Source organism: Mesorhizobium sp. YR577 (genome assembly GCF_900116595.1).
Taxonomy (GTDB): domain Bacteria; phylum Pseudomonadota; class Alphaproteobacteria; order Rhizobiales; family Rhizobiaceae; genus Mesorhizobium_M.
In genome coordinates, this window is record NZ_FPBI01000019.1 from 42,237 (window position 1) to 55,883 (window position 13,647).

The following is a 13,647-nucleotide window of genomic DNA, read 5'->3' on the forward strand; positions in this document are numbered from 1 at the left end:
AGGTCGCGCGGACCCTATGTCAGGGCTTACAAAGGGTCAATCATCGCATTGTCGCGGGGACCGCCTCGCGGGCAGGAATTGGACGGAAAAAGCATATGAATCCTATGGAAAAGGCGGGATGGACACCGCTTCCGCATTCAGATGAGGATCTGGAGCGGTCAAAGGCGGTTCCCGATACGCCGCAGACGCGCGCCGCGACCTATCGTCTTGCCTGGAACGACGAGGAGTTTATGACGCGCCGCGAGCTGCGCGCCGTGCGCCTGCAACTCGAACTGCTCAAGCCGGAAATGATCCTGGCCGAACGCGGCATCCGCTCGACAGTCATCCTGTTCGGCGGCGCGCGCATTCCCGAACCGGGCGGCGAGGCCTGGGCGGCCAAGGACGAGACGCAGAAGAAGAACCTCGAAAAGAACAGCAAATATTACGACGAGGCGCGCAAATTCGCGCAGATCTGCTCGCGCCATTCGGAGGCATCCCACTACCGCGAATATGTCGTGGTGACTGGCGGCGGGCCGGGCGTCATGGAAGCCGGCAACCGGGGTGCGGCCGATGTCGGCGCGCCGTCGATCGGCCTCAACATCGTGCTGCCGCATGAGCAGGCGCCGAACATCTACGTCACGCCGGAACTGTGCTTCAACTTCCACTATTTCGCCATCCGCAAGATGCATTTCGTCATGCGCGCCAAGGCGGTGGCGGTGTTCCCAGGCGGCTTCGGCACCATGGACGAGTTCTTCGAGACGCTGACGCTGATCCAGACCGGCCGGATGGAACGGGTGCCGGTGATCCTGTTCGGCAAGGAGTTCTGGAAGCGCGCCATCGATCTCGATTACCTCGCCGAACAAGGCACGATCTCGCCCGGCGACCAGGACATCATCGACTTCGTCGACACGGCAGACGAGGCGTGGGAGATTATCGCCGAGTTTTATAAGCTGTAGGGACGGTTTTGGCGGGCTGAGTTGCCTGACCTGAACCACCCCCACCCCTAACCCCTCCCCACAAGGGGGAGGGGGACGATTTCATCGCCTTCGCCACCAGGAACGTTGAAGATTGGGCTGGGCGAGCGTGCAGCAAAGTTCCCCTCCCCCTTGTGGGGAGGGGTTAGGGGTGGGGGTGGTTCAAGCGCTATGACCTACCCGGCAACAGCGAGGGCAATTTCTGCCCAGCACTGCCCTCCGAAACCGGCCGCGCGGCGATGCCGCATCGGAAACGCTGGAAAGCGGCTGCCCGTTCGGCTAGAGATTTTCGTCATGGGATTGAAGCAAGCATCGACGGGATGGTTTGCCGCGCTTCGGCGCGACCGCCGGCTGTTTGCACTTGCAGCAACGCTGGTTCTGGTGGCGCATGTGTTCCAGCCGCTCGCCGAGGCGAGGGCTGCCAATACCGCCAACGCCTGGATCATCTGTACCACCTTCGGCATGCAGGCGGCGACGCCAGACGGCAAGCAATTGCCGCCTATCGGTGCCGCTGACGACTGCCCGACCTGCATCGGCGGGCCGTGCGCCGGCATGGCAGCACCGCTCAAGATCGAGCCGTCCTTTGAGGCGGCGTTTCCGGCGCTGGTCGAAAGTCGCGGCCAGCTGTTCGCCTCGTTCGAAGCGAAAATTCCGCCGGACCGGCTGAATGAGCCGCCGCCGGCAATCCGCGCACCGCCATCCATTCTCGCCTGAAACAAGCCTGCTTCCGCAGAATGCGGGAGAAACTGTTTTTGGACGCGAGAGGAAAACCCAATGCGCCGACTTATCTTGCCATTTGCCGCAGCCTGCGCGCTGACGGCCGCTTCGATCATCACCGCCCACGCCCATGCGTCGCTCGAAAAGAGCGAGGCCACGCCCGGCTCCTATAAGGCCGTGCTGAAAATCCCGCATGGCTGTGACGGCCAGGCCACCACCACGGTGCGCATCGACATCCCGGAAGGTTTTATAGACGCCAAGCCGATGCCGAAAGCAAACTGGACGCTCGCCACCGAGAAGGGTGATTTCGCCAAGACCTACAAGCTTCACGGCCAGGAGGTGAAGTCCGGCGTCAAATCCGTGACCTGGAGCGGCGGCTTCCTGCCGGACGAGTATTACGACGAGTTCGTCGTCAGCGGCACGCTGGCCGGCGTCGAGGAAGGGCAGACACTGTTCTTCAAGGCCAAGCAGATTTGCGACAAGGGCCAGGTGACATGGGACCAGGAGCCGGCTGAGGGACAGGATCCGCATTCGCTCGAACATCCGGCTCCGTCTGTGACCATCCTGGCCGCGGAGAGCGGGCATGGCGGCCATGCCGGTCATGATATGGCGGCTCCCGTCAAAGCGGGCGATCTGGAAATCGACGGCGCCTGGGCGCGCGCCATGCTGCCGGGCCAGCCGACCGGTGGCGCCTATCTGACGGTCGTCAACAAGGGTGCTGCCGCCGATAGACTGATCGGCGCTTCCTCGCCTGCCGCCGGCAAGGTCGAGGTTCACACCATGTCGATGAAGGACAATGTCATGGTGATGCGCCCGGTCGAGGGCGGGCTGGAGATTCCGGCCGGCAGCAGCGTCGAGCTGAAGCAGGGCGGGGAGCATCTGATGTTCATGGCCGTCAAGGAGCCGTTCAAGCAAGGCGCCTCGGTTCCCGTCACGCTGGAATTCGAGAAGGCCGGCAAGGTCGAGGTGACGCTGCCGGTCAAGGCCGCGTCCGGCGGCGACGATCACTCCGAGCACTAAGTTTGCGCGCTACTCGGCGGCCGCTGGTTTCAAGGTGGCCGCCGGTATCTCGTAACGCTGCGGTCTGTGAACCAGCGTCACCAGCACGAACGAGATGATCATCAGGAGATACCAGGCGCCGAGTTTCTGGATGGAGACCGGCGTCCAGCCCTCATGCTGGCCGGGATAGATCCAGGCGCGCGACCAGGTGCCGATGTTTTCGGCAAACCAGATGAACAGCGCCACCAGCAGGAAACCTAGCAGCAGCGGCATGCGATGGCGGAAGCGGAAGACGCGGTAATGCACCGTCGTGCGCAGATAGAGCAGCGCCGTGACGGCGAACAGGCCGTAGCGCATGTCGGCGATGAAATGGTGGGCGAAGAAGTTGGCATAGATCGCGGCGGCCAGCAGCGCGGTTGCCCATAATGGCGGATAGGTGCTGTAGCGCATGTCGAAAATGCGCGAGACGCGCGCCAGATAGGAGCCGACGGCGGCATACATGAAGCCGGAGAACAACGGCACGCCGCCAAGCCGGAAGAAGCTTTCCTCGGGATAAATCCATGAGCCCGCCGACGTCTTGAATATCTCCATCAGTGTGCCGACGATGTGGAAGATCAGGATGACCTTGGCTTCCGAAACGGTCTCGAGCCTGAAGATGAGCATCGAAAGCTGGATGGCGAGTGCTGCCAGAAACAGGAAATCGTAGCGCGCGAGCGCGATGCCATCGGGCCAGAAAAGTTTTGTCGCGATGATCAGCGCCAGCATCGCGCCGCCGAACAGGCAGGCCCAGGCCTGCTTCAGCCCAAAGACGAGAAACTCGACCAGCCCGCCATAAAGCCCGCTGGCCGGCAGCCGGTCGAGCACGGCATGGGCGCCGGCGTCGATGCGGGCTTCCAGCGATGTGAAGCGTCTCAAAAGAAATGCAGCGATCGAGCCACTCGATTCGTCCCCGTTCTGACGCTCAGAAACAGGGCCAATATGGCTGAATCAGGGTTGCGCAGGATTGACGATCGTCCGCAGGAAGGCGGCGAGATCGTCGGTGACGAAGTCGACCGCGTCATCGAAGGCCGGGTCGCGTTCCCAGATTTCGGAAAAAGTCGGCTCGAAATTGTTGGGCACGATCAGCACAGTCTTCATGCCCAGCGCCTTGGGCACGATCAGGTTGCGGGCGAGGTCTTCGAACATCACCGCGTTCGGCCCGGCGATGCCGTGAAGCGCCAGGAACCGGTCATAGGTTTCGGGCGCGGGCTTGGGCGTCAGCCCCGCCGCGACGATGTCGAATATGTCGTCGAAATTGTCGAGGATGCCGAGCTCGCCCGCCGTGCGCTCGGCGTGACCGCGGTCACCATTGGTGAAGATGAACTTGCGGCCGGGCAGCGCCTTGATCGCTTCGCCCAGTGCCGGGTCGGGCTTCAGCCAGGAATAATCGATGTCGTGGACCTTGTTGAGGAAGTCGTCGGAATCGATCTGATGGCGCTCCATCAGGCCCTTAAGCGTCGTGCCATATTCGAGATAGAGCTCCTTCTGCAGCTTGCGCGCCTCCTCGCGCGGCAATTGCAGCAGCTCCGATACATAGGCCGTCATCTTCACGTCGATCTGCGAAAACAGGTTGGTGTGATGCGGATAGAGCGTGTTGTCGAGGTCGAACACCCAGTCGGTGACATGGGCAAAGAGGGCGGGCTCGGGAGACTGTGTCATGAAGGCCTTATGGCACGGTTCCGCGCGGCTGTGCCGGGGCTCGGGACAAAAATTTGTGAGCCAGGAAGACCCGATCGCGCAATGGTTCAAATTTTAGCCAAGGCTGAAACGAGACCTTCAACGCTTCCTGTCAAACGAGGCCCGCAGCAGGGGGAAAGCAATGAAGAGCCTAATTCTCAGATCGGCACTTGTTGCCGTCTCCGCCGCCATTGCATCCGTCCTCATTGTGCTCGCAGTCGTTCCCGCGCTGGGCGGGGTGATCGACGGCAATGCCTGGATGATGTGCATCCTGTGCCCGCTGGCGACGGCCTGGCCGGCCAGCGCCTACACCTTCTGGCAGAGCGATCGTCTCAAGCTGGCGCACCGCGAACTCGCAAGAACCCACGCCCAGCTTGCCGCCGCGCATCGGCGTCTCGAGGAAAAGGCAAGCCGCGATGACATGACCGGCATGCTCAACCGCGAAAGCTTCTTTGCCACACTTGATGCAACGCGGCGCCAGTCCGACCGGGGCGCGCTGCTGATCATCGATGCCGACCATTTCAAGAAGATCAATGACAGCTTCGGCCATCTCACCGGAGACGACGCGCTGATGGAAATCGCCGCGGCGATCACGCGCGGCGTGCGTTCGGGCGATATTGTCGGCCGCATCGGCGGCGAGGAATTCGGCGCCTTCCTGATCGGCGCCAGCGACAAGGAGGCGGTCCATGTCGCGGAGCGGATCCGGCGCGAGGTCGAGCTGACGAGTTTCCGTCCTGTCGACGAGCGGACGATCCCGCTGACGGTCAGCATCGGCGGAACGCTCTGTCCGGCCAATGCCAATGTTTCGGAGTTGATGCGCGTGGCCGACCGCCGCCTCTACGAGGCGAAAAACCGTGGCCGCAACCTGGCGATCGTAGAGCAGGACTTGCCGAGGGCGGCTTAACGCCGCTCGCTAGCGCCGAGACTAGTATCGATCGGCGCTCACTTCACTGGAATTTCACCGGGAGGGAAATCGGGTTTCTGGCAAAGGCTGGTTCCGGCGGTGCCGGCACTGGAGAGGAGCGCCATATCAGGTCGACCGCCGCCTGATCGAGTTCGCTGCTGCCGGACGAACGGGCAAGCCTCGCCGAAACGACATTGCCGCTGACGTCGATCCTGAACGTCACCTGTGCTGTGCCGGTGTCCTTGGCCGAGCTTCTTCGCGCACGCCGCGCGATCCACGCCTGCACCTTCGATGACCACTTCGCCGGGCTGACGCTTGGGGCCGTGGAAGCCTGTCTCTGAACCACGCGCTTTTCAGTCGGCTTCGTTTCCTTTTCGGCAACGTCGGCCTGTCTCTTCGGCGCGGGCTTCTCCTTCTTGACGACTTCCTTTTTCTTCTCGACCGGCTTCTTTGGTTCTTCGCGGACCACAGGGCGAGGCTGCGGCAAGGGGATCGCCACTTCCGGGGTAATCGCCTCTACGACCTCCGGCTCGATTTCCTCAACAGGTTCGGCCTCGGTCACCGTTTCCGGCTCAGGCGTTTCAATGGGCTCCATCTCGTCGGGCTGGACAGGTTCTTCGACCGGCGTTTCGGCCACTTCCTCCTGCTGCTCGTCGACCGGTTCGATCGTCTGGTTGGGCGCTTCCTCGACCAGATTCTCCGGCTCGACTTCCTCCGGAACAGAAACGGGCAGCGGGGCGAGCTCGATCATCATCGCCGGCTCGGCTGCTTCGGTGCTGAGCTCTGGCGGCCGGGTGGACAGATAATAGGCCACGGAGGCGTGCGTGGTCAGCACCACCAGCCCGGCTGCGGCCCACAGGCTGAATTCCCGCAGGCTCGGCAGCGCCGGAAAGGCGATATGCGTATCGGCCCGCGCCGTCATTGCGCGGCTGCCGGTGCCTCGCCGGCCGGCAAGGTTTCCAGGCCGACCAGTGCGATCTTGAGGTAGCCGCTGTTGCGCAGGAGGTTCATCACCTCCATCAGCTCGCCATAGCCGACGACCTTGTCGGCGCGCAGGAAGATGCGGGTTTCCTTGTCGCCCTTCGTCAGCCGGTCGAGCGTCTGCCCGAAGGCGGGGCGGTCGACAATTTCATTGCCGACTGCGAGGCTGAGATCGTCCTTCAGCGTCAGGAACAGCGGCTCCTCCGGGCGGGGCGCCGGCGTGGCCGTCGAGCCCGGCAGGTCGACATTGATGTCGACGGTGGCGAGCGGTGCCGCCACCATGAAGATGATCAGGAGGACGAGCATCACGTCGATGAAGGGCGTGACGTTGATCTCGTGATTTTCCTCGAGATCGTCGCCAAAACTCTCGCGGATTTTTCCGGCCATGGTCTTAGCCTTTCCTACGCCGCTGCTCTTACGGGCAGGTGACGGAAATCGAGATCGCGGCTGACCAGCCGCTCAACGCCCGCCGAGGCATCAGCCAGCACCTGCCGATAGCCGGTGATCGAACGGGCAAAGACGTTGTAGATGACGACCGCCGGGATAGCGGCGACCAGCCCGAGCGCGGTCGCGAGCAGCGCCTCGGCAATGCCGGGCGCGACGACGGCGAGGTTGGTGGTCTGCGATTCGCTGATGCCGATGAAGGCGTTCATGATGCCCCAGACGGTGCCGAACAGACCGACGAAGGGTGCCGTCGAGCCGATGGTGGCGAGCACGCCGGTGCCGCGCGACATGCGCCGGCCCGCCTGCGCCTCGATCCGCGACAGGCGCGACGAGACGCGCTCCTTCAACCCATCGCCCTTGGCGTGGTCGATGGCTGCGGCCGACATCTCCACTTCCTGCTCGGCGGCGCGCAACAGCAGCGCGCCTGCGCCGCCACGTCCGTTCAGCTGGCGGCTGGCTTCGCTCAGGCTGCGCGCGCCAACGATGATGGCAACGGCACGGCGCGCGCGCATGACGGCGCCTGCCAGTTCCAGCGACTTTGCCAGCCATACGGTCCAGGTGACCAGCGAGGCGAAAGCCAGGCCGATCATCACGCCTTTGACCACGATGTCGGCGGCCATGAACATGCCCCAGGGCGAAAGGTCATGCGGGAGGTTCAATTCCACTGCCGACGGTTCCGCTGCCGGAGCCGCGGCTTCCGCGCCGGGGGTGCTGGAGGCCTCGGGCGCGGCCTGTGGCTGCGCAGGGGTTGCCGGCGCTGTCGTTGCGCCTGGAGCGGTCATGGCGGGCGGTGCGGGCTCTGCCGAAGGGGCTGGCGTTGCCGGCTGGGCCGACGGGGCCGGATTGACTGGTTCCTGCTGGGCGAGGCCGGCAGCGGGGAGGCACACGGCCGCAGAGGAGATGATGGCAGCGGCAAAAATCAGACGTCTCAACACAAGCTTTTCCTGTCGATCAGGTGTTCGTTCCTGCGGCGCAAGGCGGCTGGTGTCGAATCGGGAGCTTATCCCTCCGTCGGCTCTCGATCCCGAAACCGCTCGTCGCATTTCGGGATCATGCTCTAATGCGCCTTGCCCGATACGACAAGAAAAATCTGGATAAAACCAGTCATATTTATGCGAACTTTACGAAAGCGGCATTGGAGAACGCCGCTCGCTAAAGTCTCAGTTTCCGTGCTGGGCCTTGTGCAGGCGGCTGTAGAGCCCCCGCTTTGCCACCAGCTCCTCATGCGGGCCCTGTTCGGCAATGCCGGTATCGTCGACGACAACGATGCGATCGGCGTTGCGGATGGTCGCCAGACGGTGGGCGATGACCAGTGTCGTGCGGCCTTGCGAAAGCTCCGACAGCGATTGCTGGATTTCGCGTTCGGTCTGGGTGTCGAGCGCCGAGGTCGCCTCGTCGAGGATCAGGATCGGCGGGTTCTTCAGGAACATGCGGGCAATCGCCAGCCTCTGCTTCTGGCCGCCGGAAAGCTTTACGCCGCGTTCGCCGATGATCGTATCGAAGCCGAGCGGCATCGCCTCGATCATCTCGCCGAGGCGTGCGCGCCGCGCCGCCTCGATGATCTCGGCTTCGCTGGCATCGAGGCGGCCATAGGCGATGTTTTCGCGGATGGTGCCGCCGAACAGGAACACGTCCTGCTGGACGATGCCGATCTGGCCGCGCAGCGAGGCCAGCGTCATCGAGCGGATGTCGATGCCGTCGATGGTGATCATGCCGCCATCGACCTCATAGAAGCGCGGCAGCAAAGAGCAGATGGTGGTCTTGCCGGCGCCCGAGGGGCCGACGAAGGCGACGGTCTTGCCGGCTTCGATGGTGAGGTCGATACCTCTGAGGATAGGCCGCTCGCCGCTGTAGCCGAAGGTGACGCCCTGATAGCGGATTTCGCCGGTCAATTGCGGTGCCGCGATGGCGTCGGGTGCATCGGCAATGTCCGGCTCGGTGTCGAGCAGGGCGGTGTAGCGCTGGAACCCGGCGATGCCCTTCGGATAGGTCTCGATCACCGAATTGATCTTGTCGATCGGGCGGAAGAACACATTGACCAGCAGCAGGAAGCCGACGAAGCCGCCATTGCTGAGCTCGCCGGTGAGCACGAGATAGCTGCCGGCGATCATGACGACGAGCTGGATCAGCCGCATGCTCATGTAGCTGAGCGAGGTCGACGCAGCCATGATCTTGTAGGCGTCGAGCTTGGTGCGGCGGTAATTGGCGTTGTCGCGGGCAAACAGGCTGCGCTCATGGTCCTCGTTAGCGAAGGCCTGGACGACGCGCATGCCGCCGACATTCTCCTCAATGCGGACGTTGAAATCGCCGACGCGGCCGTAGAGCGCCTGCCAGTTGCGCGTCATGCGGGCGCCGTAGCGGCTGGTCACCCAGGCGACCACCGGCACGATCGCCGCCGTGATCAGGGCAAGCTTCGCATTGACCGTGAACATCAGCGCGAAGGCGCCGAAGAAGGTCATGACTGCGATGAACAGGTCTTCCGGTCCGTGATGGGCGACCTCGCCGATCTCCTCCAGATCCTTGGTGACGCGGGCGACCAGATGGCCGGTCTTGTGGTTGTCATAGAAGCGGAAGGAGAGCTTTTGCAGATGGTCGAAGCTTTTTCGGCGCATCTCCGTTTCGATGTTGATGCCGAGCATGTGGCCCCAATAGACCACCACCGCCATCAAGCCGGTGTTGACGAAATAGATCACCAGGAGTGCTGCCGAGGCGGCGATGATCCACGTCCATTCCTGCGATGGCAGAAGCTCGTCGACGAAGAGCTTTACCGCCATCGGAAAGCCGAGCTCCAGCAGGCCCGAAAGGACCGCGCAGCAGAAGTCGAGGATGAACAGCCCTTTATAGGGCTTGTAGTAGGAGAAAAATCGGCGAAGCATGATGTGGTTTCGGCAGTCCGGATTGGCTGGAATGTGGCGGCGTCCGTGACGCTGACGGACAGGCCTTATTCTTCATTCCTCGCATTGTCACCATCGAAACCGCGCCGCCAATAGGCCACGACGAGGTGATCTTCCCGGGCAAGCTTGCGCTCGCTGCGCAGATATTTGCGGATGGCGCGGAAGGCCTTGTGCTCGCAGCCGACCCAGGCGTAGACGCGCTTGCCGTCCTCGGCAGCCGGCCATTCCACCGCGCGGATGGCGTCTTCCAGCAGCGTGGTCGTGCCGGCTTGCGCGCCATTGCGGTGCAGCCAGCGCAGGTCGAGCTTCGCGGATGTCGGCAGTGGCTGTTCCTCGGAGGCGTCGGCGACCTCGATCAGCGCGGTGACCCTGGCAGTCTCCGGCAGATGCTCGAGAATGCGGGCAATGGCCGGAAGTGCGGTCTCGTCGCCGGCCAGCAGATGCCAGTCAGCCTCCTCGATCCAGCCGCCGCCCGGACCGGTCATGCCGACGATATCGCCGGCAACGGCGTTAGCGGCGAATGTCGCGCCGGGCGTGTCCGCGCCCTCATGAAGGACCATGTCGATCTCAACTTCGCCCTTCGCTGCATCGATGGCGCGTATCGTGTAGACGCGCGCCTGCGGGCGCTCCGTGCCCTTGGGCCAGCTTGGGCGGCCGTCTTTGCCGGTCACCGGCCATTGCGGCGTCTCGACGTCCTTGGGCGGAAACAGCAGCCGAATATGCAGGCCGCCGGTCTCGAAGCGGGCGAGATTTTCGCCGGCAAGGGTAACGCGGCGCATATGCGGGGTGACGCTGTGTGCGCCGACGACGCGCATCTCGCGGAAATAGGGCAGGGGCGCACCGGCAAAGCTGTCGCCGGACCATATGATGCTGGGATTTTCGCCCGGTGCGAATTCCAGCAGGTGCTCGGCCAGTGACAGCTTCACATAGGCGAAGTTGACCTCGTCGTCGCCCTCGGCATGAAGGGTCAGCGCATCGTCATGCGCCTCGAGCGCGGCAGAGCCGTAGAACGTGTCGATGCGCGCCTTGCGGTCGCTGAAAGAAACGTCGCCATGCTCGGCCATGTGGTCGCAAAGCTTTTTCATGACGTCGCCCGGTGCCGTCAGGAGGACGCGGGCGGAGGCCTTGAAGGTTGGTTCGTTTTTCATGGCAATGCTTTCATGTCAGTTCTGGCTGTGGCCTCTGCCGAGAAGCCAGACGAGGTAGGGACCGCCGAGCAGCGAGGCGAACAGGCCGAGCGGCAGCTGGTAGGGGAAGGCCGCCATGCGCGACAGCCAGTCGGAAAGGATCATCAGTGCTGCCCCGATCAGGATCGCGCCGGCCAGATGCGGCAGCACGCGGACAAGGCCGATCAGCCGCGCCAGATGCGGCGCGATCAGCCCGATGAAGCTGAGTGGGCCGACGAACAGCGAGGCGGTTGCCGTCAGCAGGCCGGCAGCGAGCGTCAGCGCGATCTGGCTGCCGCGCGCGGGCAGGCCAAGCGCATGCGTCGTGGTGGAGCCGAGCGGCAGTATCTCCAGCCAGCGCGCCATCAGCGGCAGCGGAGCCAGCAGGACCACGGTGGCAAGCACGGCGAACCATGCCTGTTCCGGGGTCGCCTGGTTGGTCGAGCCGCTGAGCCAGCGCAGCAGGCTGAACGCCTGCATGTTGCCGGTGGCGATGATGGCGGTGAGCACGGCGCTGCACAGCGCGCCCATGGCGACACCGGCAAGCAGCAGGCGCTCCGGGCCGAAGCCGCTGCGGCCGGCGATGACCAGCATCGCCGCCAGCACGGCGATTGCGCCAATGGCAGACCCGGCCAGCTGAGTGCCGAGGTCGGGCGCTGCAAAAAGGAAAAGCACGGCCGCCAGGCCGACGCCCGCACCGGTGCCGACGCCAAGGATTTCGGGGCTGGCAAGTGGATTTCCGGTGACACGCTGCAGGATCGTGCCGGCTGCGGCCAGCATCATGCCGGCGACGGCAGCTATCACCACGCGCGGCGCACGCCATGGCAGAAGGTCGGCGAAGAGATCGCCGGTGGCGAGGCTCCAGCCGGCCGGATCGCGGCCGATAGCGAGCGCGATGCCGGCAATGGCCAATGTGCACAGAGCGAGAGCTGCGATCAGGATGAATGGCCGATGTGTCCGGCGCGATATCTGCTGCCGTGCATTGATCGCCGGCCATTCGAACATCCGGAGGCGCGGCAGCAGCCACAACAGCAGCGGTCCGCCAAGAAGGGCTGTCGCCGCACCCGTCGGCACGCGCTCGCCGCCACCGCCTGCGAAAAGCTGCACCAGCCCGTCGGCCAGCCACAGCAGGATCGCGCCGATGAGGGGAGCGGCGATCAGCTTCTCGCGCGGCGAACGCGCGCCGCTGAGATGGGCAAGCGCCGGCGCGGCAAGCCCGACGAAACCGATGACGCCGACCTCCGCCGTCACCGTCGTTGCCAGCCAAACGGCAATGGCGATGACAAGCAGACGCGTCCCGTGCAGGGCGACGCCGAGGCTGCGGGCATTGGCGTCGTCCAGCCCGAGAATGGTCAGCGGGCGCAGCAGCAGCACTGCCGCAATTGCAGCGAGCACAAGCCGCATAGTGATGTCGATCGTCGGTCCCCAGCTTTGCTGGGCAAGCGCGCCGCCACCCCAGATGAACAGCGAAAACATGTATTCGCCATTGGCGAGGATGAGTGCGGCACTGGCAGCCGTGGCCGTCAGCGCCACCATCATGCCGGCCAGCACCACGGAGACGGGCTCCAGCCCGCGCCGCCATGTCAGGGCCAGGATGAGCGCGACAGCCGTGATGCCGCCTGCCAATGCGACGCCTTCACGGGCGTTCTCCATCAGCACCGGCGCATAGAGGGTCGCAGCCGCCATGGCCAGTTGCGCGCCGGCTGCGACGCCGAGCGTCGAAGGCTCGGCCAGCGGGTTGCGCAACACGCGCTGCAACAGCAGGCCGGAAAGGCCGAGTGCAGCCCCAGCTATGAGAGCGACGGCGGCGCGTGGCAGCACGCTGTAGAACAGGATGACGTTGTCGAGGGCGGCAATGTCGGGCGCGGAGATGCGGGCTGTCGCAAGATGGCTTGAAACCTGCACGCCGAGCAGACCGGCTGCCAGCACGGCGAGAGCGCCCCAGAGCAATGGCGGCCGCAAGGCGATCGTCGCGCGCTCAGCCATTTGCAGTCGCCTTGCGTTCGAACATCGCTTCGCCGAACAACCGGGCAAAACGCCGCGCCGACGGCAGGCCGCCGAAATGGTTGACCGGCTCGATCGTCGCGACGCGGCCTTCGCGGACCATCGGCAGCGCCTTCCACAGCGCGCTTTCGCCGAGCGTCCAGCGCGCCTCGGGCGGGACGGGCGAGACGATGACGAGCGATGCCTCGGCCACCCGCGCCAGTGCTTCGATGCCGACCGGGGCGGCGGCGGAATAGCTGGTGGCGTCCTGCCAGGCGTTTTCGAAGCCGAGCCGCGCAAGCACGTCGCCCGGCATCGAATCGGCACCGAAGGCGCGGAAATGGCGTGCGTCGCCGATGCTGACGACGAAGACCGGGCGGTCGGCATATTCGGCAAGTGCCCGGCGCAGGCCTGCGATCTGGTCGGCGCTTTCGGCGATCAGGCTTTCAGCCTCCGTCTCGTAGCCAAGCGCTTTGCCGAGCGCGCGCGTGGCCTCCTCGGCAAGCGCATAAGGTGGCGTGCCCGGCACATAGACCGGCACGGAAAACACCGGCGCGATGCGCTCCAGGCTGCCGCGCTGGCCTTCGTAGAAATTGGAGCTGAGGATGAGGTCTGGCGCCAGAGTGCGCAGCAATTCGTAATTCGGCGTGCCGCGCAGGCCGATGTCCGCGACGCTTTCGGGAACCTCCGGCTCCACCACGATCTTGCGGAACTGGATGAGTTCGGTCGCAGCGACCGGCACGACGCCGAGCGCAAGCGCGGTTTCCAGGACGGCCCAGTCGATCGCCGCGACGCGCCTGCCGGATGCACGCGCCGCAAGCGGCATGAAAAATGCGCCCATCGCCGCAGCCAGGGCCTGGCGTCTGGTTATCGCAGTCCGGCCTTTTCCA

At 64.4% G+C, this 13,647-nt stretch carries 13 protein-coding genes; 4 read left to right on the forward strand and 9 right to left on the reverse strand.

Annotation, left to right across the window (positions count from 1 at the left end; translation table 11 throughout):
- Positions 1–95 precede the first annotated feature (95 nt).
- From BM413_RS24035 to BM413_RS24045, 3 genes are all read left to right on the forward strand, one after another.
- Positions 96–935, forward strand: a complete 840-nt coding sequence (locus BM413_RS24035; protein WP_091917390.1) for an LOG family protein — start codon at positions 96–98, stop codon at positions 933–935.
- 312 nt (positions 936–1,247) lie between these two features.
- Positions 1,248–1,667 carry a hypothetical protein gene (locus tag BM413_RS24040; RefSeq protein ID WP_091917391.1) on the forward strand — a complete coding sequence of 140 codons (420 nt, stop codon included), beginning with the start codon at positions 1,248–1,250 and terminating at the stop codon, positions 1,665–1,667.
- Between the two features lie 60 nt (positions 1,668–1,727).
- A complete protein-coding gene (locus BM413_RS24045) occupies positions 1,728–2,690 on the forward strand; it encodes a DUF1775 domain-containing protein (RefSeq protein ID WP_091917392.1) in 963 nt (320 codons plus the stop codon).
- Positions 2,691–2,699: 9 nt separating this feature from the next.
- Here BM413_RS24045 and BM413_RS24050 read toward each other — a convergent pair whose 3' ends face one another.
- Positions 2,700–3,584: a DUF817 domain-containing protein gene (locus BM413_RS24050; RefSeq protein ID WP_091917393.1), complete on the reverse strand. Its 885-nt coding sequence runs from the start codon at positions 3,582–3,584 to the stop codon at positions 2,700–2,702.
- Positions 3,585–3,656: 72 nt separating this feature from the next.
- On the reverse strand, positions 3,657–4,367 hold the full coding sequence (locus BM413_RS24055) for a pyrimidine 5'-nucleotidase (protein WP_091917394.1): 711 nt from the start codon (positions 4,365–4,367) through the stop codon (positions 3,657–3,659).
- A gap of 160 nt (positions 4,368–4,527) precedes the next feature.
- On the opposite strand from BM413_RS24055, the gene BM413_RS24060 reads away from it, so the two are divergent.
- On the forward strand, positions 4,528–5,289 hold the full coding sequence (locus BM413_RS24060; protein WP_091917395.1) for a GGDEF domain-containing protein: 762 nt from the start codon (positions 4,528–4,530) through the stop codon (positions 5,287–5,289).
- A 43-nt stretch (positions 5,290–5,332) separates the two neighbouring features.
- Here the strand turns inward: BM413_RS24060 and BM413_RS24065 are convergent, their stop codons facing one another.
- From BM413_RS24065 to BM413_RS24095, 7 genes are all read right to left on the reverse strand, one after another.
- A complete protein-coding gene (locus BM413_RS24065) occupies positions 5,333–6,211 on the reverse strand; it encodes an energy transducer TonB family protein (protein ID WP_091917396.1) in 879 nt (292 codons plus the stop codon).
- On the reverse strand, positions 6,208–6,657 hold the full coding sequence (gene exbD / locus BM413_RS24070) for a TonB system transport protein ExbD (RefSeq protein WP_091917397.1): 450 nt from the start codon (positions 6,655–6,657) through the stop codon (positions 6,208–6,210). The genes BM413_RS24065 and exbD overlap by 4 nt, the downstream gene beginning before the upstream one ends.
- Positions 6,658–6,671: 14 nt before the next feature.
- Positions 6,672–7,649 carry a tonB-system energizer ExbB gene (gene exbB / locus BM413_RS24075; RefSeq protein WP_244537998.1) on the reverse strand — a complete coding sequence of 326 codons (978 nt, stop codon included), beginning with the start codon at positions 7,647–7,649 and terminating at the stop codon, positions 6,672–6,674.
- A 225-nt stretch (positions 7,650–7,874) separates the two neighbouring features.
- On the reverse strand, positions 7,875–9,590 hold the full coding sequence (locus tag BM413_RS24080) for an ABC transporter ATP-binding protein (protein ID WP_091917399.1): 1,716 nt from the start codon (positions 9,588–9,590) through the stop codon (positions 7,875–7,877).
- A 65-nt stretch (positions 9,591–9,655) separates the two neighbouring features.
- Complete coding sequence (locus BM413_RS24085; protein WP_091917400.1) at positions 9,656–10,756, reverse strand: siderophore-interacting protein; 1,101 nt, start codon at positions 10,754–10,756, stop codon at positions 9,656–9,658.
- 15 nt (positions 10,757–10,771) lie between these two features.
- The gene (gene fhuB / locus BM413_RS24090) at positions 10,772–12,760 is read right to left on the reverse strand and encodes a Fe(3+)-hydroxamate ABC transporter permease FhuB (RefSeq protein WP_091917401.1); all 1,989 of its coding nucleotides are present in this window, start codon (positions 12,758–12,760) and stop codon (positions 10,772–10,774) included.
- Entirely contained in the window at positions 12,753–13,598 is an 846-nt protein-coding gene (locus BM413_RS24095; RefSeq protein ID WP_244537999.1) for an iron-siderophore ABC transporter substrate-binding protein, read from the reverse strand. Before BM413_RS24095 ends, fhuB begins: the two co-directional genes overlap by 8 nt.
- Positions 13,599–13,647: the final 49 nt, after the last annotated feature.